The sequence below is a fragment of the Nocardioides sp. FY1077 genome (assembly GCF_058681775.1).
In genome coordinates, this window is the sequence record NZ_JBZWDB010000002.1 from 635987 (window position 1) to 650954 (window position 14968).

The 14968-nt window shown below is 76.1% G+C and carries 11 protein-coding genes and 1 tRNA gene; 7 read left to right on the forward strand and 5 right to left on the reverse strand.

The window, feature by feature from the left end; all coding sequences use genetic code 11:
• Window positions 1–21: 21 nt before the first annotated feature.
• Both AC4OR8_RS08035 and AC4OR8_RS08040 read right to left on the reverse strand, forming a co-directional pair.
• The gene (locus AC4OR8_RS08035; RefSeq protein ID WP_492165014.1) at window positions 22–2253 is read right to left on the reverse strand and encodes an MMPL family transporter; all 2232 of its coding nucleotides are present in this window, start codon (window positions 2251–2253) and stop codon (window positions 22–24) included.
• A gap of 52 nt (window positions 2254–2305) precedes the next feature.
• Entirely contained in the window at window positions 2306–2917 is a 612-nt protein-coding gene (locus AC4OR8_RS08040; protein WP_492165015.1) for a hypothetical protein, read from the reverse strand.
• 185 nt (window positions 2918–3102) lie between these two features.
• On the opposite strand from AC4OR8_RS08040, the gene AC4OR8_RS08045 reads away from it, so the two are divergent.
• Together AC4OR8_RS08045 and AC4OR8_RS08050 are read left to right on the forward strand one after the other, a co-directional pair.
• Window positions 3103–3501, forward strand: a complete 399-nt coding sequence (locus AC4OR8_RS08045; protein WP_492165016.1) for a hypothetical protein — start codon at window positions 3103–3105, stop codon at window positions 3499–3501.
• Window positions 3502–3589: 88 nt separating this feature from the next.
• Window positions 3590–4117 carry a DUF421 domain-containing protein gene (locus AC4OR8_RS08050; protein WP_492165017.1) on the forward strand — a complete coding sequence of 176 codons (528 nt, stop codon included), beginning with the start codon at window positions 3590–3592 and terminating at the stop codon, window positions 4115–4117.
• 385 nt (window positions 4118–4502) lie between these two features.
• On the opposite strand, the gene AC4OR8_RS08055 is transcribed toward AC4OR8_RS08050, so the two are convergent.
• Both AC4OR8_RS08055 and AC4OR8_RS08060 read right to left on the reverse strand, forming a co-directional pair.
• Window positions 4503–4575, reverse strand: a tRNA-Lys gene (locus AC4OR8_RS08055).
• A 59-nt stretch (window positions 4576–4634) separates the two neighbouring features.
• On the reverse strand, window positions 4635–6227 hold the full coding sequence (locus AC4OR8_RS08060; protein WP_492165018.1) for a phytoene desaturase family protein: 1593 nt from the start codon (window positions 6225–6227) through the stop codon (window positions 4635–4637).
• 63 nt (window positions 6228–6290) lie between these two features.
• Here AC4OR8_RS08060 and AC4OR8_RS08065 point away from each other — a divergent pair, with 63 nt between their 5' ends.
• The 5 genes from AC4OR8_RS08065 (at window position 6291) to AC4OR8_RS08085 (ending at window position 14130) form a co-directional block, all read left to right on the forward strand.
• Complete coding sequence (locus AC4OR8_RS08065; protein ID WP_492165019.1) at window positions 6291–7097, forward strand: (2Fe-2S) ferredoxin domain-containing protein; 807 nt, start codon at window positions 6291–6293, stop codon at window positions 7095–7097.
• 176 nt (window positions 7098–7273) lie between these two features.
• Entirely contained in the window at window positions 7274–10900 is a 3627-nt protein-coding gene (cobN, locus tag AC4OR8_RS08070) for a cobaltochelatase subunit CobN (RefSeq protein ID WP_492165020.1), read from the forward strand.
• Window positions 10901–11066: 166 nt separating this feature from the next.
• Entirely contained in the window at window positions 11067–11909 is an 843-nt protein-coding gene (gene cobF, locus AC4OR8_RS08075; RefSeq protein WP_492165021.1) for a precorrin-6A synthase (deacetylating), read from the forward strand.
• Window positions 11906–13351: a cobyric acid synthase gene (locus AC4OR8_RS08080; RefSeq protein WP_492165022.1), complete on the forward strand. Its 1446-nt coding sequence runs from the start codon at window positions 11906–11908 to the stop codon at window positions 13349–13351. The genes cobF and AC4OR8_RS08080 overlap by 4 nt, the downstream gene beginning before the upstream one ends.
• Entirely contained in the window at window positions 13348–14130 is a 783-nt protein-coding gene (locus tag AC4OR8_RS08085) for a cobalt-precorrin-6A reductase (protein ID WP_492165023.1), read from the forward strand. Before AC4OR8_RS08080 ends, AC4OR8_RS08085 begins: the two co-directional genes overlap by 4 nt.
• On the opposite strand, the gene AC4OR8_RS08090 is transcribed toward AC4OR8_RS08085, so the two are convergent.
• Window positions 14024–14968: a cobalamin biosynthesis protein gene (locus tag AC4OR8_RS08090; protein WP_492165024.1), complete on the reverse strand. Its 945-nt coding sequence runs from the start codon at window positions 14966–14968 to the stop codon at window positions 14024–14026. The two genes, AC4OR8_RS08085 and AC4OR8_RS08090, sit on opposite strands and share 107 nt — an antisense overlap.

The window sequence follows — 14968 nt, forward strand, 5'->3', positions numbered from 1 at the left end:
GGCCGTGGCCGAGGGACCCGGTCAGGCGTCGGGTGCGGTGACCCGCCGCGTGTCGCTCAGCTGGGAGCTCGGCCACGCGCTGACGGCTCCGAACACCGTGAGCAGCGCCGGCAGCAGCAGCGCCCTGACCACGAGCACGTCGATCATGATGCCCACGAACATGACGAACGCGAGCTGCCGGAAGGGCACCAGCGGCACCACGGAGAGGATGCCGAAGCTCGCCGCCAGGGCGAGTCCCGCCACGAAGATCGCGACGATCGTGGTCGGCATGACCGCCCGCACCGACTCCCGCAGCGGATGTCGACGAGCGTGCTCCCAGACACTGCCGACCGCGAAGATGTTGTAGTCGGACCCGAACGCGAGCAGCAGCACCGCGGCCGCGAACGGCACGTAGAACGTCAGCCCCGCCCCCGGGTCGAGCTGGCCGAAGAGCAGCATCGTCAGCCCGAGCGCCGCGCCGAGCGAGAGGACGCTGCCCACCAGCAGGTACAGCGCGGCGACCACCGCGCGCAGGAACAGCACGAGCATCAGCAGGTTGGCCCCGAGCGCGGCGACCGCGAGCCGCTTGAGGTCGCCGCCGGTCTGGCCGACGATGTACGCCGCCGTGGCGGTGTCGCCGGCGAACCCGGCGGCCGAGGTGCTGACCCCGCTGCTGGACACCAGCGCGTCGAGGTCGGCATCGAGCGCGTCGAGCGTCGAGATGGCGTCGGCGCCGAGGGCGGGGTCCTCGAGCACGACGAGGAAGCGGGCGGCCGAGCCGTCGGCCTTGACCAGCACGTCGCGGGCCAGGCGCGGGGTCACGTCGCCGGGGCCGAGCACGCCGGCGACACCCGGCCGGTCCTCCAGCAGCGTCTCGAGCCGCGCGAGCTCGCGCCCCTGGCGGTCCAGGCCGTCACCCTCGACCAGCAGCGTCGTCGGCGACAGGATGCCCGGCGCGAAGCCCGTGCGTGCGGCGTCGGCGGCCCGGGCGACGCCGGTGTCCTCGGGCAGCGACCCCACGAAGGACACCCCCAGGCTGAGCCCGAGGAGGGGAGTGGCGGCCAGCCCGAGGCCGGCCACGCACGAGGCCGCCACGACTGCGGCGCGTCGTCGCGACCCGGTGAGCCAGACGATGAGCGCGGCGACCCGGGACCCGTCGTCCGGGTCACCTGCCGGAGGCGCGTCGGTGCCCGTGCCCACGGTGCCCGTGTCGGCGGGCGTGCCGGCGCCCGCGCCGGCGGGACGGGGACGGTCGGGCCAGAAGCACCACCGCCCGAGCACCGCCATCAGGGCGGGCACCAGGGTCACCGCGACCACCAGGCCCACCAGCACGGTGAAGACCAGGGCCGGGCCGAGCGCGCGGAAGAACGTCGACTCGGCCACCAGCAGCGCACCCGTGCCCGCGGCGACGGCGAGCCCGGCAACGACCACGATCGGCCCGAAGCTGGTGGCCGCCGCCCGCGCGGCGTCGAGGGAGGTGCGCCCGCGACGGAGCTCACGGCGCATGGCGGTGAGGTAGAAGACCACGTAGTCGGTGACGACGCCGAGCAGCAGGGCCACCACGACGGGTTCGAGCTCGCTGGGGCTCGAGACGCCCAGCGCGGTCGTGAGTGCACCGGAGACCCGCAACGTCATCACGTAGGCCACCCCGGCGCACAGCACGGCCACCAGCGGCGCGACCACCGACCGCATCGCGACACCGACGATGAGGACGATCGCCCCCAGCGTGAGGAGCTCGGCGAGCGGCAGGTTCTCCCGGATCAGGGCGCCCTGGGCGGCACGGGCGGGGACCGAGCCCGACACCCCGACCACCGAGTCGCGCTCGCCGAGGAAGCGCTCGCCGTACCGGCGGGCCTGGCGGGTCTGGGTGCCGAGGCCGACGTCGGGACGGAACAGCAGGTAGGTGATCGCGGTGGTGTCGCGCTCGGCCGAGGAGGGGAACACCCCCAACGCGTTGCTCAGCGGCAGCGCGCCCTCGATGCGCTCCAGGCCCGGGAAGCGCCCGCGGGTCACGGCCGCAGCAGCGGTCGCCGTGCGCCCCTGGTCGTAGACCGACAGGCCCGCCGGGTCGCGCTGCACCAGCGCGGTGCGGCCGATCAGCGGGAACCCGAAGAGCTCGACGCTGCGCAGCTCGGTGGCCACGGCGGGGGTGTCGGAGGGGACGAGCCCGTTCAAGCCGTCGCTGCCCTGCGAGGAGGGGAGTGACGGCAGCACGAACAGGGAGGCCAGGACCGCCGCGGCCCAGCCCGCGATGACGACCCACCGCAGGCGCACGAGCCACCGTGCGGTGGCCCGTGCGACACGACCCCCGTGGTGGTCGGGCGGGTCAGGCGCGTTCACCGGAGCGGCTCAGTCCGAGTCGGGCGAGCTCGGCGTCGGCGAGCCCGCGATGGCGGCCCTCGGCCAGCGCCTGCCACGGGTCGTCGTCGAGGCGGCGCACCTCGCTCCACGACAGGTTGCGCACGGCTCGTTCGGCGAGGTGCCGGTCGAAGCGCGCGTCGGCGCCGGGGCCGCGCAGGACGCGGGCGAGGTCGTCGCGCTCTCGACGGCGCGCCCCGCGCAGCGGCAGGTAGAGACCGACGACCGGTGCGGCCGGCATCACCGCGACGGCGAGGCCGAGCAGCACCGCGAGCTGGCGCAGCTGGCTCTCCACCTGCTGCCCCCGCGCCTCGATGTCCTCCCCGGCAGCGGCGGTCTCCTGCCCCAGCTCGGCCGGGCGCTCACCCACCACCGGCACCTCGCGCAGCGACTCGAGCGCCGCACCGGCGGAGCTGATCGCGCTGCCGGAGCGCGAGACGGTGTCGCCCAGCTCCGACAGCTGCCACGTGGTCCAGGCCGACCAGCCGCCGATGACGATCCACAGCACCGTCCACGCCACCACCGCGCCGTCGAGGAGTCGTATGGTGCTCTCGTCGGCAGTGCGTACGGACAAGGCCATGCCGGACAACCTAGCGGCGGTCGGCCGGCTCGTGCGTCGTGCGGGGCGCCGGGTGTCGCTCCCGGTGGCCGCCACCGGTCGACAGGCCACCAGCAGACCAGGACACCAGCACACCAGGGAGCCCGGGCATGAGCACGTCACACGAACCTCCTCCGGCCGGTCCCCGGCCCGCGAGCCGGTGGGCCGTGGCGGTGCCCGCGCTCGCCCTGCTCGTGGGGCTGGTCCTCGGAGGCCTCGTGGTGGGGGTCGCCCAGGACGGCGAGACCGGGGACGACGCCCGGCCCGACGCGAGCGACGTACCGACGGCCAGCCCGAGCGACGACCCCGCCACGGCGGTGGTCGTGCCCGACTCCTGCCTCGACGCGGCCGAGACCGTGCAGCGCGCGACCGAGCTGATCAGGGGCGGCATCGGGTCGATCCGCGACTTCCGGGCCGACGAGATCATCGACCTGCTCAACTCGCTGGAGGACCTCGACGCCCTGGCCCGCGAGCAGGCCGGCACCTGCACCGGCACGACCGTCACCGACGCCCCGCTCGACTCGGGATCGCCCTCGCCGACGTCGTCCCCCTCCGCCGGTGGGTGACCTCCGCCGCTGGACCCGACGCCCGCGTCCGGCCCGGTCGGCCCGCCGTGCCGGGCTCGTGCGGGGGCGCATGGGGTAGGAAGGCCCCATGTGGTTCGACACCTGGTCAGACGTCCTCCGCGTGGTCCTGGTGGGCCCGGCCGCCTACGTCTTCCTGGTGGTGGTGCTGCGTACGTCGGGCAAGCGCACGCTGGCGAAGCTGAACGCCTTCGACCTCGTCGTCACCGTCGCGCTGGGGTCGACCCTCGCCACGATCTTCCTCAGCTCCGACGTCTCCTGGACCGAGGGGGCCTTCGCCCTCGCCGTGCTCGTGGCGATGCAGCTCCTCGTCGCGGGCTCCACGGCGCTGGTGCCCGCCTCGCGGGCGGTGCTGACCGCCAGGCCCACGGAGGTGCTGCGTGACGGACGGCTGCTCGACGACGCGATACGCCGGCAGCGGTTGACCCCCAGCGAGGTGCGCCAGGCCGTCCGCTCGTCGGGCGTGGGCGACCTCGCCACGGTCGGGTCGGTGGTGGTCGAGAGCGACGGCACGTTCAGCGTGATCCCCGCGGGGAAGCTCGGCGACCGTTCGGCGCTGCAGGACCTGGACGGCCCGGCGACGGGCTCCTCCTCCTGAGGCGGCCCCGGGCGGTCCGTCGCCTCGGGTCTGGCCTCGGGTCGGCGGGTCGTGTGCCTGGGGGCGCGCTGGGCCGCGTCGTGGGGCACACGACCCGGGTTCGCGGGGCAGTCGCGCAATGGGCCAGTCGGATAGTCGGGTCGTGTGCCTGAGGGCGCGCTGGGCCGCGTCGTGGGGCACACGACCCGGATTCGCCGGGAGCCCGGGGTTCGCGGGGCATCCGGGCAGCGGGGCAGTCGGGCTGTCGGGTCGCGTGCCTGGGGGCGCGCCCGGCCGCGTCGTGGGGCACACGACCCCCTCCACCGACCCACCGGCGGACGGTTGACGAGGAAGGGTCGGGAACGACGACAGCCCCTGGCCGGTGGGCCAGGGGCTGTGGTGTCGGTACGGCATCAGGGACTCGAACCCCGAACCCGCTGATTAAGAGTCAGCTGCTCTGCCAATTGAGCTAATGCCGCGCGGTGAAGCGAGGAAGACGTTACCAGCGGCCGACCGGGCAGCGAAATCGAGCCGACGGCTAGCGGGAGGCCAGCACGGCCTGGGCGGCGTTGTGCCCGGCGATGCCGGACACGGCGCCGCCGCGGCGGGCGCCGGAGCCGCAGAGGAGCACCGCGTCGTGCCCGGTCTGCACGCCCCACTGCTCGGCGGGGGTGTCCAGGCGGGCGCGGGCCGGGGCCCAGGGCCACTCGAGGTCGCCGTGGAAGATGTGGCCGCCGGGCATCGCCAGGTCGGCCTCGACGTCCTGGGGCACCTTGGCCTCGATGCAGGGCCGGCCCTCGGCGTCGCGGGCGATGCAGCCGGCCAGGGGTTCGACGAGGTGCTGGTCGAGGGAGGCGAACGCCCGGGCCACGGCCTCGGCCTTCGCGGCCTCGCGGGTCGCGGGGTCGGCGAACAGCGAGGCGGGGGTGTGCAGGCCGAAGTAGGTGAGCGTGTGGGTGCCGGGGGCGGCCGACCCCAGGATGGAGGGGTCGGTCAGCGAGTGGCAGTAGACCTCGCCCGGCAGGGCCGAGGGCACCGCGCCGCCGGCGGCCTCGGCGTGGGCGCGCTCGAGCTGGGTGTAGTCCTCGCCGAGGTGGAGGGTGCCGGCGAAGGCGACCGCGGGGTCGACCCCGGAGCGCAGCGCGGGGAGCCGGTCGAGCAGCGCGTTGATCTTCAGCTGGGAGCCCTGCGGCTTGGTGGCGGCGTCCTCGCCCTGGCCGAGCAGGATCTGCAGCACCCACGGGGCGACGTTGGCCAGCACCCAGCGCGCCTGCACGGTGTGGCGCTCGCCCCCGGCGTCGTAGTCGACCTCGGCGCCTCCGCCCTCCCCGCCGGGGCGCACCGCCGACACCCCGGCGCCGGTGAGCAGCTCGGCACCGGCCCGCCCGGCCGCGGCCGCCAGCGCGTCGGTCACCGCGCCCATGCCGCCGACCGGCACCCGCCACTCGCCGGTGCCGTTGCCGATCAGGTGGTAGAGGAAGCAGCGGTTCTGCACCAGCGAGGGGTCGCGCAGCGAGGCGAAGGTGCCGATGAGCGCGTCGGTGGCGACGACGCCCCGCACGGTGTCGTCGCGGAAGCGGCGCTCCACGGCCTCGCCCAGCGGTCGGGCCACCAGGTCGCGCCAGATGTCGGGGTCGACGCGGTCGCGCAGGTCGCGCTCGCCGGGCAGCGGCTGCAGCAGGGTCGGGGCCACCGCGTGGGCGAGGTCGGCGACGTCGGCGTAGAACTCGCGCCAGGCGGCGTACTCCTCGTCGCCCCCGGTGAGGTCGCGGAACGACTGCGCGGTGGCGGGGCCCTCGGGGCGCTCGACGAGCAGCCCACCGGCCCGGCCGTCGCGCAGCCACGGGGTGTAGGAGGCGGTGGGCCGCGACTCCAGGCGCAGCCCGAGGTCGAGGTCGGCCGCGAGCGCCTCGGGCATCAGCGAGACCAGGTAGGAGTAGCGCGACAGCCGCACGTCGTGGCCGCGGAACGCCGGGGCCGAGACCGCCGCGCCGCCGGTGTGGTCGAGCCGCTCCAGCACCAGCACCGACAGCCCGGCGCGGGCCAGGTAGGCCGCCGAGACCAGCCCGTTGTGCCCACCTCCCACGACCACGACGTCGTAGGAGGACCGTGCCGCACCCGTTGCGCTCATCCGGTCACGGTAGTGCGCGCCCGCCCCGACGGGCGGCGACGGGCCGGGCTAGCGTCACCCACCATGGTCGGACCCGCCCGCACCCGCCGCCCCGCGCACGGCGTGCCGCACCTCGTCGTGGTCGGCATGTCGGTGCGCGAGGTGGCGGCGCGGCCCGCGCTGGTCGACCTCGCCGCCGCCCACGGCGGGTCGGTGGCGTTCCTGCAGCAGGGCGATCCGTCGGTGTCGCGCGAGCTGACCCGCCTCGCCGACGCCGGCGCGACCCACGTCGTGCTGGTCGGGGTGTCGCTCGGCCCGCTCGCGCCGGGCGTCTCCTGGCTGCGCCGGGTGGCCACCCACTGGTGGCGCGAGCGCGGCGGCGCCCCGGACGGCGACCACGGCGACCACGGCGACCACGGCGGCGCGCCGGAGGTCGCGGTGGCCCCGACGCTGCTCGGCGCCCCGGGCCCCGAGCCCGCCGCACTGCGCGCGGCCGTGGCGGCCGCGAGACCGGTCGACGGCGCCGGTGCGGGCCTCGACACCGCCGCGGGAGACGGCGTGCCGGCGCACCGGCGCCAGGTGCTGGTCTGCCGCGGGCCGCGCTGCACCGCCCGCGGCTCCGACGACACCGCCGCCGCCGTGCTGCTCGCGACGATGGCCCACGACCTCGGCGACGACGACGTGCTGCTCACCCAGACTGGCTGCCTGCTGCCCTGCAGCCACGGCCCGGTGGTGGTCGTGCAGCCCGACGACGTCTGGTACGCCGACGTCGACCCGCAGGTGGCCGGGCGGGTGGTGGCCGAGCACCTGGTCGGCGGCGCCGTGGTGGGCGACCACCGGCTGCCGCGGGCACCGGGCGGCGGGCGCGCGGTGGCGCCCGGCTCGGACTAGGCTGCGGCCACACGTCTCGTGGACCCAGGAACCCGGTGCGGCAGCGATGCCCAGTCCGGGGCGGTTCCGCCACTGTGACGCCGCCCCCGCCGTCCTCGGCCGGCGAGGTCGGCCCAGCCAGATACTGGCCACGGGACTCCGCCACTACTGCGGGGCGAGAACCCCGAGGAGGCCCTGTGCGCATCGCGCTGCTCTCGACGTCCGACACCGACCTGCTCTCGGCCCGGGCCTCCGGCGCCGACTGGGTGTGGGCCAACCCCGCCCGGCCCGGCCACCAGTCGATGGCCGAGGTGATCGAGGGCTGCGACCTCGTCGTCGGCCGGGTGCTCGGCTCCCCGCAGGACCTCTGCTCCGGCTTCGCCCGCATCCGCGCCACCGGGATGCCGATGGTGGTGCTGGGCGGTGAGCAGCAGCCCAGCGCCGAGCTGATGGAGCAGTCGTCGGTGCCGATCGGGGTGGCCGCCGAGGCCCACCGCTACCTCGCCGAGGGAGGCCCGGCCAACCTGCGCGAGCTGCACGCCTTCCTGTCCGACACCGTGCTGCTCACCGGCGAGGGCTTCGCACCGCCAGCGGAGATCCCCGCCTGGGGATGGGCCCGCGACGTGCCCGTCGACCCCTCCGCCGACGCCCTCCCGCGCGTCGGCGTGCTGTTCTACCGCGCCCACCAGGCCAGCGGGAACACCGCCTTCGCCCACGCCCTGGCCGACGCCGTCGACGCGACCGGGCGCGCGGTCGGCGTCCCGGTGTTCTCCAGCAGCCTGCGCTCAGCGCCCGACGAGCTGTACGCCGCGCTCGGCACCCTCGACGCCCTCGTGGTCACCGTGCTGGCCGCCGGCGGGTCGACCCCCGCCACGGCGAGCGCGGGCGGCGACGACGAGGCCTGGGACGTCGAGCGGATGGCGGCCCTCGACATCCCGGTGCTGCAGGGGCTGTGCCTGACCAGCAGCCGCGCCGAGTGGGAGGCCTCGGACGACGGGGTGAGCCCGCTGGACTCCGCGACGCAGATCGCGATCCCCGAGTTCGACGGCCGCATCATCACGGTGCCGTTCTCGTTCAAGGAGGTCGACGAGGACGGGCTGCCCCGCTACGTCGCCGACCCCGAGCGGTGCGCCCGGGTGGCCGGGATCGCCGCCAACCACGCCCGGCTGCGGCGGGTGCCCCCCGCGCAGCGCCGGGTGGCGCTGATGCTCTCGGCGTACCCGACGAAGCACAGCCGGGTCGGCAACGCCGTGGGCCTGGACACCCCCGTGTCGACTGTGCGGCTGCTGCGGCGGCTGCGCGACGAGGGCTACGACCTCGGCCCCGCCGGGGCGGTGCCCGGCCTCGACCTCGACGACGACACCGAGGCCGGCGACGCCCTCATCCACGCCCTGATCGAGGCCGGCGGGCAGGACGAGGAGTGGCTGACCTCCGCCCAGCTCACCGACGCCCACGTGCGGATCACGAAGGCGCAGTACGACGCGTGGACCGCGGAGCTGCCGGCGGCCCTGCGCGACGCCGTCGTGGCCACCTGGGGCGAGTCGCCCGGCGGGCTGTTCGTGGCCCCGTCGGTCGACGGCAGCGGTGCGGGCGAGATCGTGCTGGCCAGCATCCAGGCCGGCAACGTCGTGCTGCTGATCCAGCCGCCGCGCGGCTTCGGGGAGAACCCCGTGGCGATCTACCACGACCCCGACATGGCGCCGTCGCACCACTACCTCGCCGCCTACCGCTGGCTGCGGGCCGACACCAGCGAGGGCGGCTTCGGCGCCCACGCCGTGGTGCACCTGGGCAAGCACGGCTCGATGGAGTGGCTGCCGGGCAAGAACGCCGCGCTGTCGGCGGCCTGCGCCACCGACGCCGCGATCGCCGACCTGCCGCTGGTCTACCCGTTCCTGGTCAACGACCCCGGCGAGGGCGCCCAGGCCAAGCGCCGCGCCCACGCCGTCATCGTCGACCACCTGATCCCGCCGATGGCGCGCGCCGAGACCTACGGCGACATCGCCCGGCTCGAGCAGCTGCTCGACGAGCACGCCAACATCGCGGCGATGGACCCCGCCAAGCTGCCCGCCGTGCGCGGGGAGATCTGGCAGCTGATGAAGGCCGCCGAGATGCACCGCGACCTGGGCCTCGACGAGCGCCCCGACGACGAGGAGTTCGACGACTTCATCCTCCACGTCGACGGCTGGCTGTGCGAGATCAAGGACGCCCAGATCCGCGACGGCCTCCACGTGCTCGGCCAGGCCCCGGCGGGGGAGGCGAGGGTCAACCTGGTGCTGGCCATCCTGCGCGCGGCGCAGGTGTGGGGCGGGCAGAGCGCCTCGGTGCCAGGGCTGCGCGCCGCGCTCGGGCTGAAGGAGGGCGCCGAGGCCGTCGTCGCCGTCGACGCCGTGGAGGAGCAGGCCCGCGCGCTCGTGCTCGGCATGGAGGAGGCCGGCTGGGACGTCGCCGCCGCCGCACGGCTGCACGCCGACCCCGAGGTGCAGCGGGTGCTGGCCTTCGCCGCCACCCAGGTCGTGCCCCGGCTGGCCGGCACCACCGCCGAGCTCGACGCCGTGGTGCACGCCCTCGCCGGCGGCTTCGTGGCCGCCGGGCCGTCGGGCTCGCCGCTGCGCGGGCTGGTCAACGTGCTGCCGACCGGGCGCAACTTCTACACCGTCGACCCCCGCGCGGTGCCCTCGCGGCTGGCCTGGCAGACCGGCGTCGCGATGGCCGACTCGCTGGTGCAGCGCTACCTCGACGACACCGGCGCACACCCGACGTCCGTGGGGCTCTCGGTGTGGGGCACCAGCGCGATGCGCACCTCCGGCGACGACGTGGCCGAGGTGCTGGCGCTGCTCGGCGTGCGGCCCACCTGGGACGAGGCCTCCCGACGGGTCAGCGACCTCCACGTCGTGCCGCTGGAGGAGCTCGGCCGCCCCCGCATCGACGTGACGGTGCGGATCTCCGGCTTCTTCCGCGACGCGTTCCCCCACGTCGTGGCGATGCTCGACGACGCCGTGCGCCTCGTCGCCGGCCTCGACGAGCCCGACCACCTCAACTTCGTGGCCGCGCACGCCCGCGCCGACCTCGCCGAGCACGGCGACGAGCGCCGGGCCACCACCCGCATCTTCGGCTCCAAGCCGGGGTCGTACGGCGCCGGCATCCTGCAGGTCGTGGAGTCGGGCACCTGGCGCGACGACGCCGACCTCGCCGAGGTCTACACCGCCTGGGGCGGGTTCGCCTACGGCCGTGGCCTCGACGGCGCGGCCGCCGCCGACGACATGCGCGCCAACTACCGGCGCATCAAGGTGGCCGCGAAGAACGTGGACACCCGCGAGCACGACATCGCCGACAGCGACGACTACTACCAGTACCACGGCGGCATGGTCGCCACCGTGCGCGCGCTGACCGGCACCTCGCCGCAGGCCTACGTCGGTGACTCCACCACCCCCGACGCCGTGCGCACCCGCACCTTGCAGGAGGAGACCAACCGGGTCTTCCGCGCCCGGGTGGTCAACCCCCGGTGGATCGGCGCCATGCAGCGCCACGGCTACAAGGGCGCCTTCGAGCTGGCCGCCACCGTCGACTACCTGTTCGGCTTCGACGCCACCACCGGCGTCGTACACGACTGGATGTACGACACGCTGGCCAAGGAGTACGTGCTCGACGAGACCAACCAGGCGTTCATGCGCACCTCCAACCCCTGGGCGCTGCGCGGCATCGTGGAGAAGCTGCACGAGGCCGTCGACCGCGGCCTGTGGGAGGCACCCGACCCCGACGTCCTCGCCGCCATGCAGGCGGTCTACCTCGACCTCGAGGGCGATCTCGAGGACCGCCACTCGTGACCGCGTACGGTCAGGCCCTTCGGTGGTCGAGTGCCGAGGAGCCCCAGCGACGAGGTGTATCGAGACCTCCGACGCGCGCGCTGGGTCTCGATACGCTCGCTGGCGCTCGCTACTCGACCAACGAGGAGAGGGGTACGACCTGGCCCGTCCGAGGCGGGGGCCAGCGATGAAGCGGGTGCGGGTGATCGGGGTGGGGCCGGGCGACCCCGACCAGGTCACCCTCGAGGCGGTGCGGGCGATGCGCGACGTCGACTTCTTCGTGGTCTCCGACAAGTCGGCGGGCCTCACGTCGCCGCGCGGGGGCATGCCCGACCCGCTGGTGGTCGCCCGGGAGCGGCTGCTCGACCGCCACCTCGACGCCCCGCCCGTGGTCGTGCGCGTCGACGACCCGTCGCGCGAGCGGCGCCCCGCGCGCACCGGCACCCAGGAGCAGTACGCCGCGGCCGTCGAGGCCTGGCACGACGCCCGCGCGGCGGCGTACGAGGCGGCGCTGCGGGCCCACGACGGCGCGGCGGGGTTCCTGGTGTGGGGCGACCCGGCGTTCTACGACTCGACGATCCGGGTGCTGGAGCGGGTGGGACGACGGCTGCCACTGAGGCTCGACGTGGTGCCGGGCATCTCGTCGGTGCAGCTGCTCGCGGCGCGCCACCGGCTGGTGCTGCACGAGGTGGGCCAGGCGCTCCACGTCACGACGCGGCGCCGGCTGGCCGAGGCCGTCGCCCCGCCGCCGCACGGGCAGGGCCAGGACAACGTGGTGGTGATGCTCAACCGCGTCGTCGAGCTCACCGGCCCGGCGCTCGACCTGGGCGACTGGTCGATCTGGTGGGGCGGCAACCTCGGCACCGCCAGCGAGGAGCTGGTGGCCGGGCGGGTGCGCGACGTCGCCGGCGAGGTCGACGCCGCGCGGGTGCGGTGCAAGGAGGCGGCCGGCTGGGTGATGGACATCTACCTGCTGCGCGCCCCCGGCCACGACGCCGCCCCCACCACCGGCGAGGGGGACCTGCGGTGAGCGGGCTGCTGGTGGCCGGCACGACCTCGGACGCCGGCAAGTCGGTGGTGACCACCGGGCTGTGCCGGGCGCTGGCCCGCCGCGGCGTGCGGGTGGCGCCGTACAAGGCGCAGAACATGTCGAACAACTCGATGGTCACCCGGGCCGGCGGCGAGATGGGCCGGGCCCAGTGGGTGCAGGCCCTGGCCGCGGGGGTGGAGCCCGAGGTGGCGATGAACCCGGTGCTGCTCAAGCCGGGCTCGGAGCGACGCAGCCACGTCGTGGTGATGGGCCGGCCCGCCGGCGCGGTGTCGTCGCGCGACTTCGTCGACGGCCGGCGCCACCTCGCGGCCGCGGCCCACGCGGCGTACGACGACCTCGCCGGCCGCTTCGAGGTGGTCGTCGCCGAGGGCGCCGGCAGCCCGGCGGAGGTGAACCTGCGCGCTGGCGACTACGTCAACATGGGGCTGGCCCGCCACGGCGACCTGCCGGTCGTGGTGGTGGGCGACATCGACCGCGGCGGGGTGTTCGCGGCGTTCCTCGGCACCGTCGCGCTGCTGGAGCCCGCCGACCAGGCGCTGGTGGCCGGCTTCGTGGTCAACAAGTTCCGCGGCGACGTCGGCCTGCTCGAGCCCGGGCTGGCCCAGCTCGCCGCGGCCACCGGGCGCCCGACGTACGGCGTGCTGCCGTGGCGCCCCGACGTGTGGCTCGACAGCGAGGACGCCCTCGACCTGGAGGGACGCCGCTCCACCGGCGCGGCCACCGTGGTGGCGGTGGTGCGCTGGCCGCGGATCAGCAACCTCACCGACGTCGACGCGCTGGGCCTCGAGCCCGGCCTCGACGTGCGGTTCGTCTCCACCCCGCAGGCGCTGGCCGGGGCCGACCTGGTGGTGCTGCCCGGCACCCGTGCGACGCTCGCCGACCTGGCCTGGCTGCGCGCCCGTGGCCTGGACACCGCGGTGCTCGCGCACGCCGCGGCGGGGCGGCCCGTGCTCGGCATCTGCGGCGGCGCGCAGGTGCTGGGACGCCGGATCAGCGACCCCGACGGCGTGGAGGGGGAGGCCGGTGCCGAGGTCGACGGGCTGGGCCTGCTCGACCTGCACACCACCTTCGGCGCCGACAAGGTGCTGCGCCGCCACGAGCCCGCGGGCTACGAGATCCACCACGGCCGGGTGGTGGGTGAGACCCGCCGCGGCGCCGTGCAGGCCACGATGGTGCACGGCCGGCTCGAGGACGACGACCACCGCGCGGCGTTCCTGCGCGACGCGCTCGGCGTGGGGTCGACCGTGTCGTTCCCGGCCGCCCGGGAGCGCCGTCTCGACCTGCTCGGCGACCTGGTGGAGGAGCACCTCGACGTGGACGCCCTGCTCGCCCTGGCCCGCGGCGGCGCGCCCGCCGGTCTGCCGTTCCTGCCGCCGGGCGCCCCGTCGCTGCCCGGACCGGCGCCTGGTGCTGTGCCGTGAGGGTGCTGCTGCTCGGCGGCACGGGTGAGGCCCGGGCCCTGGCGGCCGCGCTGGTGGCCGACGGCGTCGAGGTGGTGTCGTCGCTGGCCGGGCGGGTGGCCCGCCCGGCGCTGCCGGAGGGCGACGTGCGCGTCGGCGGGTTCGGCGGTGCGGAGGGGCTGCGCGCCCACGCCCGCGGGTACGACGCGGTGGTGGACGCCACCCACCCCTTCGCCGCCCGCATCTCGGCGCACGCCGCGACCGTCGACGTGCCGCTGCTGCGCCTGGCCCGACCGGGGTGGGCCGACGCGCCCGGCGCCGCGGGGTGGCACTGGGTCGACGGCCACGACGACGCGGCGGCCCGCGCAGCGGCGCTCGGCCGGCGACCGTTCCTCACCGTGGGTCGCCAGGAGCTCGGCCGGTTCACCTCACCGCTCGCCGACCGTGCGGTGCTGGCCCGGGTGGTCGACGCTCCCGAGGTGGCGGTGCCGGCGCCGTGGAGCGTGCTGCGCAGCCGCGGGCCCTACCGTCTCGCCGGGGAGCGGGCGCTGCTGCGCGCCCACCGCGCCGACGTGCTGGTGACCAAGGACTCCGGCGGTGCGCTGACCTGGCCCAAGATGGCGGCCGCCGACGCGCTGGGCGTGCCGGTCGTCGTCGTACGGCGCCCCGCGCCACCGTCCGGGGTCGCCGCCGTCAGCGACGTCGCGGCCGCGCGCGCCTGGGTGGGCGCGCAGCGAGGGGGAGCACCGCGAGGAGCGCCCCCAGAGCGACCCGGCGGGCCAGCCGCCGGGCGCGGGTGACGTCGTGAGGGTCCGGGTCGCGCCCGTCGCCGAGCAGGGGCCGCTGCTCCACGCGCGTGGGGTAGACGGTCTCGCCGCCCAGGCGCAGGCCGAGCGCCCCCGCGAACGACGCCTCCACCGGGCCGGCGTTGGGGCTCGGGTGGTGGCGGGCGTCGCGCCGCCAGGCGCGCACGGCGCCGGCGCGGTCGTCGCCGAGCACGACCGCGAGCAGCGCGCAGAGCCGCGCGCCGGGCAGGTTGAGCAGGTCGTCGAGGCGGGCCGCGGCCCAGCCGAACCGCTCGTGGCGCGGGGTGCGGTGGCCCACCATGGCGTCGAGGGTGTTGGCGGCGCGGTAGCCCAGCAGCCCCGGCACGCCGGCCACGGCCCCGAGCAGCAGCGGGGCCACGACCGCGTCGGAGGTGTTCTCCGCCACCGACTCCACGACCGCGCGGGCCACGCCGGCGGCGTCGAGCACGGCGGTGTCGCGACCCACGAGGTGGGTGAGCCGGCGGCGGGCGTCGTCGAGGCGGCCGGCGCGCAGCAGCGCGTCGACGGCTGCGGCCTCGCGGTCGAGCGACCTGCCGCCCAGCACCACCCAGGTCGCGCCCGCGGTCACCGCGACGTGCCGCAGGGGGCGCTCGCGGACGGCGCGTTCGACCACCGCGCCTCCCACGCCGGTCACGCCGACCAGCACGGCGGCGTACGCCGCGCCGCGCGCCCGGTCGTCGGCCCACCACCGCCGCTCCAGCGCACCGGCCACCGCCCCGAACCCCGCGACGGGGTGGCCCCGGGCAGGATCACCCAGCAACCGGTCAGCGGCGACGCCCACCGCGAGCCCGAGCGCCCGGCTCGTGCTCAC